Source organism: Nocardioides sp. SYSU D00038 (assembly GCF_016924665.1).
In the GTDB taxonomy this organism is placed as follows: Bacteria; Actinomycetota; Actinomycetes; order Propionibacteriales; family Nocardioidaceae; genus Nocardioides.
Genome location: NZ_JAFFJT010000016.1, coordinates 156,679 through 172,818 on the forward strand (window position 1 = coordinate 156,679; position 16,140 = coordinate 172,818).

Consider the following 16,140-nt stretch of genomic DNA (forward strand, 5'->3'; position numbering starts at 1 on the left):
GAGGGAAACGATCGTCTGCCACCATGCACCCGTGTCCCCCCTCGTCGCGACCAGCACGGTGCTCTGGGTCGTGGCGGTGGCGGTCGAGGGAGCCGCACTGATGGCGGTGACGACGCTGTGGCTGGTCGCGCGGCGGCGGCAGCGGGTGCTGCGGGCGGAGGTACGGCGGCTGCGCGAGGCGGGCTCCGGGGACCCCCGGCCCCGGGGCGGCGTACGCCGGTTGGTGCCCCGACCCGACGAGACGGTGAAGGCGATCTGGGAGACCGCGTCGCTGGTGCGCGAGAAGGGCGTCGGCGGGGCGATCCGCACGTCGATCAACGACCTCGCCGGGTGGGCGCAGGTCGAGCGGCCCGACCTGGTCCGGCTCGCCGGGGCGGACGGCCGCGTGGCGATCCTGTTCTCCGACATCGAGAGCTCGACGGCCCTCAACGAGGAGGTCGGCGACCAGGCCTGGGTGCGGTTGCTGCGCAAGCACGACGAAGTGGTGCGGGCCCGGGTCGAGCGGCACGGCGGCCACGTCGTGAAGACCCAGGGCGACGGGTTCATGGTCGCCTTCTCCGAGCCCGGCGAGGCGGTGCGCTGCGCGGTCGACGTGCAGCGCGCGTTCGACCGCCGACGCCGGCGCGGCCGCCGGTCGCTCCTCCTGCGCATCGGCGTGCACCACGGCGACGTGGTGCACCGCGACAACGACATCTTCGGGCGCAACGTCGCCCACGCCGCCCGGGTCGCCGCCCTCGCCGAGGGGGGTCAGGTGCTGGTGAGCCGAGCGGTCGCCGAGGCCCTCGCCGACCAGGACGACGTGGTGCTCGGCGAGGAGCGCCTGGTGGAGCTCAAGGGTCTCACCGGCGAGCACCTCGTCGTCGAGGTGGAGTGGCGGGACGACGTCGCGGCCGGACCTCAGGGAGCGCCGCAGGGCCAGTAGCTGCGCGAGACCTTCTTGCCCTTCTTGCCGCCCTCCATGGTCAGCCGCGCCTGCAGCGTGATCCGGCGGAGCCCGGCCAGGCCGCGCAGCGCCACGACCTTGCCGCCGCGGGGGTTGCGCACCGTGCGACGGGCGACGCCGTTGACGAGCAGCTTGGCCTTCTTGACGTGGCGCGAGGCCTTGCGGAACGAGATCGTCGCGCGACCGTCGGCGCACGTCACCGCGGCGGGCAGCGTGACGAACCTGCTGCCGACGCCCACGGCGTCGCCGGTGGCCGAGCCGATCGGGTGGAACTCGGCCTGCAGGCGCATGGTCCCCGTCGCCGACCCGTTGGCGTCCGAGCCCGGGGCTCCGGGGTACCGCTCGACGACGGCGTAGGCCTCGAGCTCGTAGAGGTCCGGGGTCAGGAACACCGTCGAGGTCCGCTCGCCGGCTCCGGTGCTGCCGCCGTAGTGCTGGACGGGGTCGGGGCTGTCGCCCTCGACGTTCCACTCCAGGCGGCCCACCCGGGGGGAGCTGGTCGTGACGGTGAGCCAGCCAGCGGTCGCGATGCCGAACACCACGTCGACGGAGGAGCCGCTGGCGGCGTAGGGGAAGCAACCGGCGTCCGAGCCGGGCCGCGGCTTGGCCCGCGCCGTGGCCCGGGTGGTGATGCCGAAGGTCCCGAGGGTGCCCCCCGCCCGGGTCAGGCGCGAGGTCGTGGTGATCGATCCCGACACGTCGCTGACGTCCGCGGCATCACCGGGGTCGCTGACGACGGCGGTGTCGGAGAGCTGCTGCACCTTGTTGCTGCCGTCGGGCAGCAACGGCTCGTTGGCGTTGTCGCCGAGGTCGGTGACGGCGCAGTTCGGCTGGCCGTCCTCGCCGAGGTCGATGTCCGAGCGCACCTGCGCGAACAGCGAGGGCGGGACGGCGGAGGCGGTCGACGGCACCACGGCCAGACCGGCCGCGGCGCACGCGGTGACGAGCAGGGAGCTGGCGAGGACGCGCTTCATGGGGTGCACGATAGGAACGGCCCGCCGGGGGTGTCACTGCCCCCGACGGGCCATTGACACGTCGGGGGGACCGAGGTTGTCCCCCCGACGAGCGGTCGTGCCTAGACGCTGCCGCAGGCGCGGTAGCTACGCGTGACCGTCTTGGTCACCGAGCCGCGCCGGCCGGGCGGGTCGACGACGAGCTTGACCTTGACGGTGTTGGTCCGCGTCGCGGGCAGCGGCAGCAGCACGGTGCGCCCCTTCTTCGGGTTCTTCACCGTCTTGCGCTTCTTGCCGTTGACCAGGAACGTCGCCTTCTCCACCTGCTTGGCCTTCCTGGTGAACGTCGCCGCCACCTTGCCGGTCGCACAGCTCACCGCGTCCCCGGGCTTGAGGAACTTCTTGCCCGACCCGAACGCTCTGCCGGTCGCCGACCCCGCCGGGCGCAGCTCGACGTGGACCCGGCCGGTGCCCTCACCCATCGCCTTCGCCGCCGCCTTGGCCCGGGCGCCGGCCCGGTCGAGGAAGCCGGAGCCGTTGCTGCTCCAGCCGATGTGCCCCTGGACCTCGTACTGACCGGGGGGCAGGAGCTGGCTGGAGGTGTGCTGGCCGCCGGAGCCGACGCCGCCCAGGATGTACCGGTCCTCGCCACCACCCTGCACGACCGCCGTGGTCTGCTTGTTGCCGGTGACGGTGGCCGTGAGCCAGGTCGGTCGGGTGAGGGTGAACTGCGCCCCGCCCTCGACGTTCGCCTGTGCGTTCACGTTGCACTCGCTCGGGTCCTTCTGCGGGGTGGCCGTGGCCCGTCCCGTCGCCCAGAGGTCGAGCTCGGACAGGTTGCCCTCGGTCACGACCATCCGCATCCGGCCGGTCACGCTGGCCGCGGCGTTGGTGACGTCGGCGGCGTCGCCCGTGCTGGTCACCACCGAGGTGACGCTTCGCGAGCGGGTCACGGTGGCGCCGTTGGCCGGCTGCTCACCGCTGTCGTCGTCGCCGTTGTCGGTGCCCGTGCACTCCATGCTGTCCCAGTAGACGTGGGCGCCGACGCCGAACCCGGCGCTCGCGACCGGCGCCGCCTGGGCGGCCGGCGCGAGCGCGCTGAGCCCGGCGAGCGGCAGACCCACCACGGCCAGGCCGGCGACGGCCGTGCGCAGCCGGGTGCGGTGCGTCCCCAGGCCGCTCACGCCTGACCACAACCCCGGTAGGAGCGGGTCACGGTCTTGGTGACAGCGCCCCGCCGGCCGGGCGGGTCGACGACGAGCTTGACCTTGACGGTGTTGCTGCGCGTAGCCGGCAGCGGCAGCAGCACGGTGCGACCCTTCTTCGGGTTCTTCACCGTCTTGCGCTTCTTGCCGTTGACCAGGAACGTCGCCTTCTCCACCTGCTTGGCCTTCTTGGTGAACGTCGCCGCCACCTTGCCGGTCGCGCAGCTCACCGCGTCGCCGGGCTTGAGGTACTTCTTGCCCGAGCCGAACGCCTTGCCGGTCGCCGACCCCGCCGCACGCAGCTCGACGTGGACCCGGCCGGTGCCCTCACCCATCGCCTTCGCCGCCGCCAGCGCCTCGGCCCGCGCCGCGCCCCGAGCGGCGGCTGCCTGCTTGAGGTAGAAGCCGCTACCGTCGCTGCTCCAGCCGAAGTCGAGCGACAGGTAGTACTGCCCCGCCGGGAAGAGCTGGCTGGCGGTGCTCTGCCCGCCGGCGCCGATGGCGGCGACCATGAACGACTTCTGGTTGCCGCCCTGGACACCGACCGCGGTCTGCTTGTTGCCACTGACGGTGGCGACGACCCACGTCGGCCGGGTCAGGGTGAACTCCACCCCACCCTCGATCTCGGCCTCGATCTCCGCGTCGCACTCCGACGGGTTCTTCTGCGGGGTGGCGGTGGCCCTGCCGGAGCCGGACAGCTCGACCTCGGAGAGGTTGCCATCGGTCACGACCATGCGCATCCGGCCGGTGACGTTGGCCGTCAGGTTGGTGACGTCGGCCGCATCGCCGGTGCTGGTCACGGTCGAGGTGGTGCTCTGGGTGCGCGTCACCGGCACCCCGTTGGCGGGCTGCTCGTCGCCGTTGCCGTCGCCACCGTTGGTGGCGGTGCACTCGGCGTCGTTGTAGTCCACGTCGGTGCCGACGCCGAACCCGGCGTTCTCGACCGGCGCCGCCTGGGCGGCCGGCGCGAGCGCGGTCAGCCCCGCGAGGGGCAGACCGGCCACGGCCAGGACGGCGACGGCCGTGCGCAGCCGGGTGCGGTGTGCTCGCAGGCCGATCACGCCTGACCACAGCCCCGGTAGGAGCGGGTCACGGTCTTGGTGACAGCGCCCCGCCGGCCGGGCGGGTCGACGACGAGCTTCACCTTGACGGTGTTGCTGCGCGTAGCCGGCAGCGGCAGCAGCACGGTGCGGCCCTTCTTCGGGTTGTTCACCGTCTTGCGCTTCTTGCCGTTGACCAGGAACGTCGCCTTCTCCACCTGCTTGGCCTTCTTGGTGAACGTCGCCGCCACCTTGCCGGTGGCACAGTTCACCGCGTCCCCGGGCTTGAGGTACTTCTTGCCCGAGCCGAACGCCTTGCCGGTCGCCGACCCCGCCGGGCGCAGCTCGACGTGGACCCGGCCGGTGCCCTCACCCATCGCCTTCGCCGCCGCCAGCGCCTCGGCCCGCGTCGCGCCCCGAGCAGCGGCCCCCTTCAGGATCGCGATGTTGCCGTCGCTGGTCCAGCCGATGGAGCCGTAGAGCTCGTACTTGCCCGCGGGCAGCAGCTGGGTCGACCGACCCTGACCACCGGAGCCGACCCCCGCGAGCAGGAACGTCTCCTCGTTGCCGCCCTGGACCATGGCCGAGGTCTGCTTGTTGCCGGTCACGGTGGCGGTGATCCACGTCGGCCGGGTGAGCGTGAACTCCGCCCCGCCCTCGAGGCTGGCGCGCGCGTCGACGTCGCACTCCGAGGGGTCCTTCTGCGGGTCGGTGGCGGCCCTGCCCGTGGCCCACAGGTCGAGCTCGGACAGGTTGCCCGCCGTCACGACCATCCGCATCCGGCCGGTGACGTTGGCCGTGACGTTGGTGACGTCGGCGGCGTCGCCGGTGCTGGTCACCACCGAGGTGGTGCTCTGCGAGCGGGTCACGGTGACGCCGTTGGCCGGCTGGTCGTCGCCGTCGAAGTCACCGCTGTCGGTGCCGGTGCACTCGTTGGTGTCCCAGTAGACATCGGTGCCGACGCCGAACCCGGCGTCCTCGACCGGAGCCGCCTGCGCGGCCGGTGCGATCGCGGTCAACCCGGCGAGGGGCAGTGCCAGCAGGGTCAGCCCGGCGAGGACGGCCCGGGGCCGTCGGTGGAGAGGTGCGTTCACGTTGGTGCTCATCTCTGGTGGTGGGTGTGGGTGGGAGAGGGATCCGTGGGGTGCGGCTCAGGCGCGACAGGCCTCGTAGGAGCGGGTCACGGTCTTGGTGACCGCGCGGCGGCGGCCGGGCGGGTCGACGACGAGCCTGACCGTGACGGTGCTGGGGCGGGTCGCCGGGACCGGCAGGAGCACGGTGCGACCCTGCTTCGGCTTGTTCACCGTCTTGCGCTTCTTGCCGTTGACCAGGAACGTCGCCTTCTCGACCTGCTTGGCCTTCTTGGTGAACCTGGCCGCGACCTTGCCGGTGGCACAGCTCGCGGCGTCGCCGGGCTTGAGGTACTTCTTCCCGGAGCCGGTCGCACCGCCGGTGGCAGCGCCGGCCTCGGTGAGCACGGCGTGGATCCGGCCCGAGCCGGCGACGTCGGCGCGCTTGCGGGCGGCCCCGCTCGACCCCTTGACCCACAGCATGCCGCCCTCGTGGGTCGACCAGCCGATCTCGCCACCGATGCCGTAGAGACCGGGAGCGAGGTAGCGGCGGATGGTGGCCCGGCCGCCGCCGTCGTCGAACCCTGCGCTGGAGCTGTCGATGCCGGCGCCGCCGACGCCGAAGTAGACGGACGTGTCCTTGGTGCCGGTGAGCGTGACGGTGAGCCAGGCCGGGCGGACCAGCGTGAACTGGAGACCGCCACCGACCTCGACGTTGCCGCTGGCCGAGCACTCGGACACGGCCGGTACGACGGCGCGGGCGCGACCGGATCCGCGGATGTCGAGCTCGGCGAGCTGGCCGCCGCGCAGCCGTGCCGAGGCCTGCCCGCTCGCGCTCGTGGTCACGGTCGACGTGTCGGCGGGGTCGCCGGTGCTGGTGACGCTGCGCACGCTGGAGCCGGAGACCTTCACGACCTGGCCGGTGCCGGGCAGCACCGTCCAGCCGCTGGGCGGCGACCCGGACGGGGTGCACTCGTTGCCGTCGTAGCCCAAGCCGCCGTCCACCTCGATCCCGGCGTCCTCGATCGGGGCCGCCTGCGCCGGTGGCGCCACCGCCGCGAGGCCGCCCAGGGCCAGGGCGGCGAGTGCGGTCCCGACCAGGACGGTCCGGGCGGGACGGGCTGCGTGGGGGGTGCGGAGCGCTGTCATGACGGGTCCCGTCTGGTCGTGGGGTGGGTGCGGCCGGTCACGCCGGTCGGCACGGCTCGTAGGAGCGGCGGACGGTCTTGGTGACCCGGGAGCGTCGGCCGGGCGGGTCGACCACGACCTCCACCTTGACCGTGGTCGGGCGGGTCGCCGGCAGACCAGGCACCAGCACGGTCCTGCCCCGACGGGGGTCGCGGACCGTCTTGCGAACCTTGCCGTTGACCCGGAAGGTCGCCTTGACGACCTGGCCGGCGCGCCGGGTGAACGTCGCCCCGAGTCGCCCGGTGGCGCAGGTGCCCGCGTCGGCGAGGCGGACGAACCGCTTCCCCGACCCGGTCGCGGCCCCCGTCGCTGCGCCCGCGCCGAGCACCCGGAGCCGGATGCTCCCCGAGCCGGCGGCCGACTCGGTGACGGCCTTGCGGGCGTTCCCGCGAGCGCTCCGGATGGCGAACGGCCCGCCCGTGCTCCACCCGATGCCGGCGAAGACCTGGTAGGTGCCGGCCGGCAGGTAGCGCCGCAGGGTCCGCTCGCCGCCGCCGCTACCGCCGACGCCGAAGCTGTCGCCCGGGGCGCCGCCCTCGACGTAGGCGTTGGTCTCGGAGGTGCCGGCCATGGAGACCTGCACCCACGACGGCCGGACGAGGACGAACTCGAACCTGGCGTTGATCCCGGTGTAGCCCCCGGCGTCGCAGGCTGTGCCGTCGGTCTTCTCGGCGACGGCCCGGCCGCTCGCGCGCATCGCCAGCTCGGCGAGCTGGCCACCGGCCACGCGCACCGAGGCCTGACCGGAGACGCCGAGACGCACGGTGCTCTTGTCCGCGGGCACGCTGTCGTTGGTGATCGTGGAGGTACTGGCGGCCGACCGGGAGAGCGGCTTGCCGTTCGCGGGCAGGGACACCGCGCTGTCGAGAGGGTCGTCGCCGGTCAGCGAGCAGTCGTCCTGGTCGCGGTAGACCGCGGCCTCGAGCTCGAGCTCGGCGTCGCTGACCGGGGCCGCCTGGCGCGCCGCGACGCCGGGGGCCGCCTCGGCCGGGAGCCCCACGGCGCTCAGGCCGGCGAGCGGCACTGCGACCAGGGCGAGCGCGGCGGCCAGGGAGCGGCCGCGGCGCGCAGGATGGATCGTCATCGGTCTGCCTTCGGTGTCGGGGACGAAGCAGGCGAGGGCGCGCGCTCGGGCCGGACCGTGGCACGGTCGGCGCGACGCCGTCCTCCGGGACACGGTAGGTACGGCGGGTCCTAGGTGTCAGTGGCCCTGCTGGGCCATTGACACCCGGGCTCGGACGAGGCATGTCCCGACGACTCCGGTGGCCAGGCCCCGCGACGTCTCAGCCGCGGCGGTGCGGTTCGAGCCACACGGCCGGGTCGGGCCCCTGCGGCACGATGCCGGTGGGGTTGATGTCGCTGTGCACGACGTAGTAGTGCCGCTTGATCTGGTCGAGGTCGATGGTCTCGCCGAAGCCGGGGGTCTGGAACAGGTCGCGCGCGTAGCCCCACAGGTGCGGCAGCTCGGTGAGCTTCTGCCGGTTGCACTTGAAGTGGCCGTGGTAGACCGCGTCGAACCGGGCCAGGGTCGTGAACAGCCGGACGTCGGCCTCGGTGATCGCCTCGCCCATCAGGTAGCGGCGGTCGGCGAGCCGCTCCTCGAGCCAGTCCATCGCCGTCCACAGTCGGTCGTACGCCGCGTCGTAGGCCTCCTGGGAGCCGGCGAAGCCGCACCGGTAGACGCCGTTGTTGACCTCGGTGAAGATCCGCTGCATCACCGCGTCCATCTCCTCGCGGAGCGCGGTCGGCCACAGGTCGGGGGCGCCGGCCCGGTGGTGGTCGGCCCACTCGTGGAAGAGGTCGTGGGTGATCCACGGGAAGTCGTTGGTCACGACGCGGCCGGTGGCGACCTCGACGATCGCCGGCACGGTGATGCCGCGGGGGTAGTCGGGGAAGCGCGCGAAGTAGGCCTGCTGGAGCCGCTCGATGCCGAGCACCGGGTCGACGCCACCGGGGTCGAGGTCGAAGGTCCACGACCGCTCGTCGTGGGTGGGCCCGGGCATGCCGAGCGAGATCACGTCCTCGAGGCCGAGCAGGTTGCGCACGATGATGGCGCGGTTGGCCCACGGGCAGGCCTTGGCCGCGATCAACCGGTAGCGGCCCGGCTCCACGGGCCAGAGCTCGCCCTCCACCGGACCGTGCTCGGGGCGCCGCGCGCCGCGGGTGATCCGGTCGGGGATGTACTGCATGTCGCGGTTGAACTCGCCGGCCTCGACGTAGGGAGCCATGCCGCCCAGCGTAGGTGGCGGGCCTAGGTTGGGGGCGTGCGTACGCCGCTCCCCCGCCCCCCGCTGGCCGGGCTGCTGGCGGTGCTGGCGGTGCTGGCGGTCCTGTCGATGCTGGCCGGCTGTGGCGGCGGCGAGGAGCCGACCGCGACCCCGTCCGCCGCACCCTCGTCCTCGGGGCGACCGGCGCCCCCGGCGACCCCGACGACCTCCACGACCCCAGCGGCGCCGGCCACTCCGGCACCTGCCGACCCGGGGACGGTGCCGCCACCCTGGCTCGGCACCCGGGTGCTGCCCGTGCGCGCCGACGGCTCGGTCGCCCCGCAGGAGACCCCGCCCGAGCTGCGGCACCGGCGATTCACGCTGCCCGACCGGTTGCCGCCGCTGCCCGGCACCGGCTTCGCCGCGCGGATCGCCTCCCCGGCACCCGCCGACGTGATCGCCCGCTCGACCTGGGAACCAGGCTGCCCGGTCGACCGCGCCGAGCTGGCCTGGGTGCGGCTGACCTTCCGCGGCTTCGACGGCGCCCGCCACACCGGAGAGCTGCTGGTGCACGCCACGGCGGCCGAGCCGCTGGTCACGGCGTTCCGCGGACTGTGGCGGGCGCGCTTCCCGATCGAGGAGATGCGGATCACCGCGCGTCCCGAGCTCGACCTGGCGCCCACCGGCGACGGCAACAACACCACGGCGTTCGTGTGCCGAGCGGTGCGCGGCGGCACGTCGTACTCCCAGCACGCCTACGGCCTGGCCGTCGACGTCAACCCGTTCCAGAACCCCTACGAGAAGGGCACCGGCGCCGACCGGGTGGTGCTGCCCGAGCTGGCCACGTCGTACCTCGACCGCGGCGACGTGCGCCCCGGCATGCTGCTGGCCGACGGCCCGGCGGTGCGCGCCTTCGGCGCGATCGGCTGGGGCTGGGGCGGGTCGTGGCGCAGCCTCAAGGACTACCAGCACCTCAGCGCGAACGGGACCTGACGGCCCGGCCGTGGCACCCTGTTCGCCGTGCCCGCCCCCTCCCGCCACCCGCGCCTCGGCGTCGGCCTCGCGACCGCCCTGCTCGGCCTCGCGACCGCCGTCGCGCTGACCGCGTGCACGGGGACGCCCGAGCAGCAGGGGGTCGACGGGAGCGTCGAGGCCGGCGCCCCGGCCGGGGTCGAGGCACCCGCCGGGCAGGACGGCGAGGCGGCGGACGAGGCGCGGACCCCCGCCGAGCGGGCCTACGCCCGGATGACGCCGGAGGAGCGGGTCGGCCAGCTGTTCATGTTCGGCGTCGCCTCCACCGGCCCCACCGAGGTGCAGCTGCTGCAGCTCCAGGCGTTCGGCGGCGGCAACGCCTTCCTGCGCGGGCCGAGCGAGCTCGGCGTCGAGGCGATGGCGGAGCTGACCGCGGAGGTCGACGACGACGCGACGTTCGCCGGCGTCCGGCCGTTCATCTCCGCCGACCAGGAGGGCGGCAACGCCCAGGCCCTGGAGGGCCCCGGGTTCAGCCAGATGCCGACCGCGCTCGAGCAGGCAGACCTCGGCCGCAGCGGGCTGAAGCGGGCGGCGCGCGGCTGGGCGCGCGAGCTGCTCGACGCCGGGGTCAACCTCAACCTCGCGCCGGTGGCCGACGTGGTGCCGCCCGACGTCGGCACCGCCAACGAGCCGATCGGCTTCTTCCACCGGCAGTACGGCGGCACCCCCGACGAGGTCGACCCGGCGATCGGGGCCTACGTGCGCGGCATGCAGTCGGTGGGGGTCGCGGCCGCGGTCAAGCACTTCCCGGGGCTGGGTCGGGCCACCGGCAACACCGACTCCGACCCCACGGCCACCGACCCGACCACCCGTCGCGACCCGTTGCTCGCGCCGTTCCGCAAGGGGATCAAGGCGGGCACCGACTTCGTGATGGTCTCCTCGGCCCACCACCCGGCCATCGACCCCGAGGCCCGCGCCTGCTTCTCGCCGGTGGTGATGCGGACGATGCTGCGCGAGGAGCTCGGCTTCGGGGGCGTGATCATCTCCGACAGCTTCGGCTCGGCCAGCGTGGCCGACGTCCGGCCGGGCGAGCGGGCGATCCGGTTCCTCGAGGCCGGCGGCACCATGGTGCTCGACACCAACTCCTACGACCTCGAGCCGATGTCGCGCGCGGTGCTCGCCCGCGCCGAGGCCGACCCGGCCTTCGCCGAGCTGGTGCGCGACAACGTGATGCTGGTGCTCGAGACCAAGGCGCGCTACGGGCTCGTCGGCGACTGAACCGCGGTCCTACGGGTCCGACCGGGCCGATCGGGCCAGCCCCGCGACGTACTCGAGCTTGTCGAGCACCGGCCCGGGGATGACGAACGGGTAGAGGTCGTCCTTGCCCATGCTCCGGTTGACCATGTTGAGCGCGACCGTGAGCGGCGCCCACACCCCGGTGACCAGGTCGCGGACGCTGCTGAACGCCGACGGCGGCGCCAGCGCCAGGCCGTACTCCGAGGCGGTCTCGATCGTGTCGGTGATGTGCAGGTGGTGGGCCCAGGTCTCGGCGAAGTCCTCGAACGGGTGCATGGTCGCGTAGCTGCTGATGAACTCCTCCTGCCAGCCCTCGGGCGGACCGTCGGCGTAGTGCCGGTCGAGGGCCGCCTGGTAGTCGGCGGTCTCGTCGCCGAACAGCGCGCGGCAGCGCTCGACCTCGTCGCCGCGGACCAGCTGCCACTCGTAGTAGTGGCCCACCTCGTGGCGCAGGTGACCCAGCAGGGTGCGGTAGGGCTCGGCCAGGGTGGCGCGGACGTGCTCGCGGTGGGCGTCGTCGCCCTCGGCGAGGTCGATGGTGACCACGCCGTCCTGGTGGCCGGTGGTCACCGGCCCGTGGGTGCTGGAGAGCAGGTCGAAGGCGAGGCCCTCGTGGGGGTCGGCCTGCTTGCCCGTGGTCGGGAGGCCGAGGGTGTCGAGCTCGACCAGGAGGTGCCGCTTGGCCCGCTCGGCCGCGGGCAGCCGGGCCAGGCCCTCGGCGTCGTCGTCGGCCGGCCGGGTGCGGGTGAGGTCGCACGCCGAGCACTGGCCGCCCGCCTCGGGGGCCAGCCAGGTGCAGCCGGTCAGCGCCAGGTTGCGGCACACGTGCCAGGTACGGCCGGCCTGGTCGCGGTAGCGGCCGCGGTCGTCGACCGGCACGATCGCACGCTCGTCGCGCGCGTAGCCCAGCGCGGTGCCGCAGGCGACGCACACCGAGTTCTCGAAGTGGAGCGGGTTGTCGCACACCCGGCAGCGGTAGGCCTTCACGCCCCCATCCTCACCGCCCGCACCTGAGGCGGCTCAGAGCGCGAGGGTGAGGAAGCGGCTGAACGGGTCGTCGACGTAGTCGGCGAACGGCCCGCACGGCTCGAACCCGAACCTGGCGTAGAGGGCGTGGGCGGCGTCGAACGCCGGCCCGGAGCCGGTCTCGAGCGAGAGCCGTGCGTAGCCGCGGTCGCGGGCGGTGTCGACGATCGTGGTGAGGAGCGCGGCCGCAACCCCGCGGCGCAGGTGACCGGGGGCGGTGCGCATCGACTTCACCTCCCCGTGGTCGGGGGCCAGCTCCTTGAGCGCGCCGCAGCCGGCCAGCTCCTCGCCCCACCAGGCCGACCAGAACGTCACCTCCGGCGAGCGCAGCCGGTCGGCGTCGAGGGCGTGCACGCTCTCGGGCGGCGAGGTCTCGTGCATCGAGGCGAGGTGCTGGGCCAGCAGCGCCCGGACCTCGGCCCCGGTCAGGTCGTCGACGACGACGTGCAGCGGCGTGCTCACGGGCACGGCTCCTCTCGGTCGAGCGGGGAGACGTCGACCGACACGCGGAGCGTGCTGGTCGCGGCCTCGGTGAAGATCACACCCTTGACGGGCGGGACGTCGGCGTAGTCGCGCCCCCAGGCCACGGTCACGTGGCGGTCGGCGACGACCTGGTCGTTGGTGGGGTCGACCATCAGCCAGGTCTCCGAGCCCGGCACCCAGACCGCCACCCAGGCGTGGCTGGCGTCGGCCCCGACCACGCGCGAGCGGCCCGGCGCCGGCTCGGTCGCGAGGTAGCCCGAGACGTAGCGGGCGGCCACCCCGTGGCTGCGCAGGCAGGCCAGGGTGAGGTGGGCGAAGTCCTGGCACACGCCGGCGCGCCGGGCGAGGGTGTCGGCGACGGTGCTGGTCACGGTGGTGGCGGTCGCGTCGTAGTCGAAGTCACGGTTGACCCGGGCCACCAGGTCGAGCACCGCCTCGCCGAGCGGCCGGCCGGGGGCCAGCGAGGCCGCGGCGTAGTCGCGGGCGGTCGCCTCGTGGTCGACCAGCGCGGAGGCCAGCGCGAAGTCGGTGACCGCCCAGGCTCCTGGCGCGTGCGGCTCGGCCAGCGGCCGGGCGCGCTCCCACGGCCGGGCCAGCCCGGCGTCGTCGTACGCCGGCGGGTGCACGTCGACCACGCTCGTCGCCTCGACCACCAGCTCGGTGTGGGGCTCGACGACCTGGAAGTAGGTGACGGCGTTGCCGTAGTAGTCGCTGTCGTGCCCCAGGTCGAGCGGCTCCGGGGTCACCCGCACCTCGGTCGACTCCACGTGCTGCCACGGCAGCGCGCGCGGGCGCAGGTGACCGACGCCCACGCTGTCGGCGACCGGTGCGTCGTAGCCGTAGGTGGTGGTGTGGGCGACCCGGTACCTCACGACCGCTCCCCCGGCCCGAGCTCGACGAGCGCCACCGAGTGCAGCGCGCGCGGGCCGGGACCGCTGGCCAGGTGGAGCTCGGCGACCGCGTCGGCGAGCCGCTGCAGGTTGGTCGACCCGGCCTCGAGGAACCGGGCCAGGTGGGGCCGGTCGGCACCACCGATCGCCACCAGCGAGGCGACGTCGGCGGCCGCGAGGTCCCGCTCGAGGTCGGCGACCAGGCGCTCGGGGCGGGTCGAGCCGGTCGAGGCCGGCAGCGCCGCGAGGTGCTGGCGGAGGTCGGCCAGGCAGGCGCGCACCGAGCGCGGGTTGTCGGCGTCGAGCAGCAGCAGCTCGACCACACCGCCCGGACGCACGTAGCCGCGGTAGCGGCGCCGGTGGGTCACCGCGCTCTCGGCCACCGCCAGCACCGCATCGAGCACCTGCCGGTCGGCGTCGAGCCCACGGCGCACGGTGGTGGTCGAGGCCAGCAGGTGGTGCACCTGGAGGGCGCGCTCCAGGCTGCGGCCGGCCCCGACGGCGTGCCAGCCGGCGTCGCGCATCATGCTCGCGGTCACGCCCTGCAGCGAGAGCACCGCGGTGAGCATCCGCCCGGCCGACTCGGCCACCTGGTGGGAGTGGTGCGACGCGACCAGCGCGGCCGCCGCGCGGTCGGTGGAGCCGACCGCCCGCCACACGTCGGGCGAGAGCTGGTCGCGCACGCCGGAGAGCGCGTCGCGCAGGCCGGCCAGCGCGTGTGCGGCCGAGCCCGGACGGTCGGCGTCGAGCAGCAGCGAGCGGAGCTCGGCGTCGAGGTCGTCGTGGCGACGGCCCGCCAGCCCGGCGAGGGCGTCGAGCAGGACGCCGAGGCTGGTGCCGCCGGCGGTGCGCGGACGGGTGCGGAAGTCCTCGGCCAGGGCGTGGGTCGCGAGCAGCAGGCGCAGCAGGTCCTCGGCGCGCTCGGCGTAGCGGCCGACCCAGAACATGTCCTCGAGGATGCGCGGCACCACCACGTCGACCGCTCGCGCGCTGGTGGTCGGCAGCACGTCGGCGAGCCCCTGGTCGGGGTCGCCCGCGTTCGCCTTGAGCACCCAGACGTCCTTGCTCGCCGGGCTCCGCGGGTCGACGACCGTGGCCAGGCCGCCGACGAGCGGTCGGTACGCCGCGCCGTAGCGCAGCGTGAACGTCCGCAGCGTCACCGGGCGGGGGGTCGCGGCGCCGGACGCGCGGCCGGTCTCGCCCCAGGTCGGCGCCTGCGACAGCGGGAGCCGCTCCTGGCCGACGAAGAGGTGCGGCTCGGCGAGCACCCGCTCGCGCAGCGCAACCCGCGACTCCCCGGCCGGCCGGGGCCGCCCGTCGATGGTGCGGACGTCGAGGGCGTCGAGGTGGTCGAGCACGTGCGCCCGGCCCGCGGGGTCGCCGCACCACCAGGTCGGCACCGACGGCAGCCGCAGCTGCTCGCCGAGCAGCACCTCGCAGGCGGCGGGCAGGTAGGGCAGCAGCCCGGGGTTCTCCAGCACGCCCGCGCCGAGCCCGTTGACCACGCGCACCCGTCCGCGCCGCACCGCCTCGGCGAGCCCGGCCACCCCGAGCCGGGAGTCGCCGCGCAGCTCCAGCGGGTCGCTCCACGCGGCGTCGACGCGGCGCAGCACCACGTCGACGCGCTCGAGGCGGCCGACCACCTTCATCCACAGCCAGCCGTCGCGCACCACCAGGTCGCTGCCGTGCACCAGGGGGAAGCCGAGGGCGGAGGCCAGGAACGCCTGGTCGTACGCCGTCTCGGAGTGGGTGCCCGGGGTCAGCACCACGACCCGCGGGTCGGCGAGGTCGGCGGGTGCCGACTGCAGCAGGGCCGAGCGCAGCGCCCACAGGTACGGCTCCGCCCGGTGCAGCCCCGCGCGGCGGTAGAGCTCGGGCAGCACCCGGCTGACCACCCGGCGGTTCTCCACCGCCCAGCCCAGCCCCGACGGGGCCTGGGCCCGGTCGCCCAGCACCCGCCAGGCCCCGTCGTGGTCACGGCCCAGGTCGGTCGCGGTCAGCAGCAGCGGGCGCGGGTCGACGGCGCTGGCGCGGGCGACCACCCGGGTGAAGCCGGGGTGCGCCAGCACGACGGGCGCCGGGACCACGCCCTCGGCGAGCAGCCGCTGCTCGCCGTAGAGGTCGACCAGGAGGGCGTTGAGCAGCTCGGCCCGCTGGGCGAGGCCGACCTCGAGCGGCGCCCACGACTCGGCGTCGACCACCAGCGGCACCGGGTCGAGGCGCCACGGCTCGACCCGCCCGCCGGGGAGGGTGCGGGTCACGCCGTCGTCGGCGAGGAGGGAGGTGATGTCGCCGTCGACCCGGCGCAGGTCGGCGGCGGTCAGCGCCACCGCGGTCTCGGCCAGCCCGCGCCAGGCCGGCCGCAGCGAGCCGTCGGGGCCGACCACCTCGTCGTGGCGCTGCACCTCCGGCGCCCCGCCCGGTAGCGGCGGCTGGCTCAGCGTCGCGACGTAGTCGCGCAGCACGGTCACGACTCGGCGCTCCGGGTCTGCTTCGGGTCCGGGGGGGCGCGGGGCGGGTCAGGCCCCGGGCACGATCCGCAGGTCGCGCACCGCCCCGCCGTCGAGCGCGGCGAGCGCGGCGGCGTAGGCCTCGCCGTCGTGGGCGGCGACCGCGGCCTCGACCGAGGGGAACTCGATCACCACGGTGCGGGTGGCCCGGCCGGCCTCGTAGACCTGCTCCGGCAGCCCGCGGGCGAGGAAGCGGCCGCCGGCCCCGGTGAGCGCGGGGGCGGCCAGCTCGGCGTAGGCGCGGAGCTTCTCCTCGTCGGTGACCTCGACGTAGGTGCTGATCCAGTAGGCAGGCATGGGCACATCGTGCCGCACCCGGCCCGGTCGCGGAGGGGCGGTTCGCGATAGGTTCGCGCT

Annotated in this window: 15 protein-coding genes; 3 read left to right on the forward strand and 12 right to left on the reverse strand. The window is 74.6% G+C overall.

What is annotated here, in order from left to right:
• Nucleotides 1-31 precede the first annotated feature (31 nt).
• Entirely contained in the window at nucleotides 32-922 is an 891-nt protein-coding gene (locus tag JT721_RS09340; RefSeq protein ID WP_307827969.1) for an adenylate/guanylate cyclase domain-containing protein, read from the forward strand.
• Here the strand turns inward: JT721_RS09340 and JT721_RS09345 are convergent.
• The 7 genes from JT721_RS09345 to JT721_RS09375 all read right to left on the reverse strand — a co-directional run bounded on the left by JT721_RS09345 (nucleotide 898) and on the right by JT721_RS09375 (nucleotide 8,627).
• Nucleotides 898-1,917, reverse strand: coding sequence for a hypothetical protein (locus tag JT721_RS09345; protein ID WP_205472782.1), 1,020 nt, complete (start codon nucleotides 1,915-1,917; stop codon nucleotides 898-900). The genes JT721_RS09340 and JT721_RS09345 overlap by 25 nt on opposite strands.
• 101 nt (nucleotides 1,918-2,018) lie before the next feature.
• Nucleotides 2,019-3,080 (reverse strand): hypothetical protein, encoded by a 1,062-nt coding sequence (locus JT721_RS09350; protein WP_205472783.1) that lies wholly within the window; start codon nucleotides 3,078-3,080, stop codon nucleotides 2,019-2,021.
• A complete protein-coding gene (locus JT721_RS09355; protein ID WP_205472784.1) occupies nucleotides 3,077-4,162 on the reverse strand; it encodes a hypothetical protein in 1,086 nt (361 codons plus the stop codon). The genes JT721_RS09350 and JT721_RS09355 overlap by 4 nt, the downstream gene beginning before the upstream one ends.
• On the reverse strand, nucleotides 4,159-5,235 hold the full coding sequence (locus JT721_RS09360) for a hypothetical protein (RefSeq protein ID WP_205472785.1): 1,077 nt from the start codon (nucleotides 5,233-5,235) through the stop codon (nucleotides 4,159-4,161). Before JT721_RS09360 ends, JT721_RS09355 begins: the two co-directional genes overlap by 4 nt.
• 57 nt (nucleotides 5,236-5,292) lie before the next feature.
• On the reverse strand, nucleotides 5,293-6,360 hold the full coding sequence (locus JT721_RS09365) for a hypothetical protein (protein WP_205472786.1): 1,068 nt from the start codon (nucleotides 6,358-6,360) through the stop codon (nucleotides 5,293-5,295).
• A gap of 37 nt (nucleotides 6,361-6,397) precedes the next feature.
• Complete coding sequence (locus JT721_RS09370; protein ID WP_205472787.1) at nucleotides 6,398-7,483, reverse strand: hypothetical protein; 1,086 nt, start codon at nucleotides 7,481-7,483, stop codon at nucleotides 6,398-6,400.
• A gap of 199 nt (nucleotides 7,484-7,682) precedes the next feature.
• Complete coding sequence (locus JT721_RS09375) at nucleotides 7,683-8,627, reverse strand: glutathione S-transferase family protein (protein WP_205472788.1); 945 nt, start codon at nucleotides 8,625-8,627, stop codon at nucleotides 7,683-7,685.
• 36 nt (nucleotides 8,628-8,663) lie between these two features.
• Between JT721_RS09375 and JT721_RS09380 the strand changes: the two genes are divergently transcribed.
• Both JT721_RS09380 and JT721_RS09385 read left to right on the forward strand, forming a co-directional pair.
• Nucleotides 8,664-9,599: a M15 family metallopeptidase gene (locus tag JT721_RS09380; protein WP_307827970.1), complete on the forward strand. Its 936-nt coding sequence runs from the start codon at nucleotides 8,664-8,666 to the stop codon at nucleotides 9,597-9,599.
• A gap of 27 nt (nucleotides 9,600-9,626) precedes the next feature.
• The gene (locus JT721_RS09385) at nucleotides 9,627-10,856 is read left to right on the forward strand and encodes a glycoside hydrolase family 3 protein (protein ID WP_205472789.1); all 1,230 of its coding nucleotides are present in this window, start codon (nucleotides 9,627-9,629) and stop codon (nucleotides 10,854-10,856) included.
• Between the two features lie 9 nt (nucleotides 10,857-10,865).
• Here the strand turns inward: JT721_RS09385 and JT721_RS09390 are convergent, their stop codons facing one another.
• The 5 genes from JT721_RS09390 to JT721_RS09410 are packed head-to-tail and all read right to left on the reverse strand — an operon-like array spanning nucleotide 10,866 to nucleotide 16,080.
• Complete coding sequence (locus JT721_RS09390) at nucleotides 10,866-11,861, reverse strand: putative zinc-binding metallopeptidase (protein ID WP_205472790.1); 996 nt, start codon at nucleotides 11,859-11,861, stop codon at nucleotides 10,866-10,868.
• 33 nt (nucleotides 11,862-11,894) lie between these two features.
• Nucleotides 11,895-12,362, reverse strand: coding sequence for a GNAT family N-acetyltransferase (locus JT721_RS09395; RefSeq protein ID WP_307827971.1), 468 nt, complete (start codon nucleotides 12,360-12,362; stop codon nucleotides 11,895-11,897).
• On the reverse strand, nucleotides 12,359-13,255 hold the full coding sequence (locus JT721_RS21695; protein ID WP_205472791.1) for a transglutaminase family protein: 897 nt from the start codon (nucleotides 13,253-13,255) through the stop codon (nucleotides 12,359-12,361). Before JT721_RS21695 ends, JT721_RS09395 begins: the two co-directional genes overlap by 4 nt.
• On the reverse strand, nucleotides 13,252-15,744 hold the full coding sequence (locus tag JT721_RS09405; RefSeq protein WP_205472792.1) for a circularly permuted type 2 ATP-grasp protein: 2,493 nt from the start codon (nucleotides 15,742-15,744) through the stop codon (nucleotides 13,252-13,254). The genes JT721_RS21695 and JT721_RS09405 overlap by 4 nt, the downstream gene beginning before the upstream one ends.
• Nucleotides 15,745-15,792: 48 nt before the next feature.
• Nucleotides 15,793-16,080: a DUF1330 domain-containing protein gene (locus JT721_RS09410; protein ID WP_205472794.1), complete on the reverse strand. Its 288-nt coding sequence runs from the start codon at nucleotides 16,078-16,080 to the stop codon at nucleotides 15,793-15,795.
• Between the last annotated feature and the right edge of the window lie 60 nt (nucleotides 16,081-16,140).

Bases quoted from the DNA above. Each gene is read 5' to 3' on its own strand.
- JT721_RS09345 (WP_205472782.1), bottom strand. From the start codon at position 1,917: ATGAAGCGCGTCCTCGCCAGCTCCCTGCTCGTCACCGCGTGCGCCGCG.
- JT721_RS09365 (WP_205472786.1), bottom strand. From the start codon at position 6,360: ATGACAGCGCTCCGCACCCCCCACGCAGCCCGTCCCGCCCGGACCGTC.
- JT721_RS09370 (WP_205472787.1), bottom strand. From the start codon at position 7,483: ATGACGATCCATCCTGCGCGCCGCGGCCGCTCCCTGGCCGCCGCGCTC.
- JT721_RS09375 (WP_205472788.1), bottom strand. From the start codon at position 8,627: ATGGCTCCCTACGTCGAGGCCGGCGAGTTCAACCGCGACATGCAGTAC.
- JT721_RS09410 (WP_205472794.1), bottom strand. From the start codon at position 16,080: ATGCCTGCCTACTGGATCAGCACCTACGTCGAGGTCACCGACGAGGAG.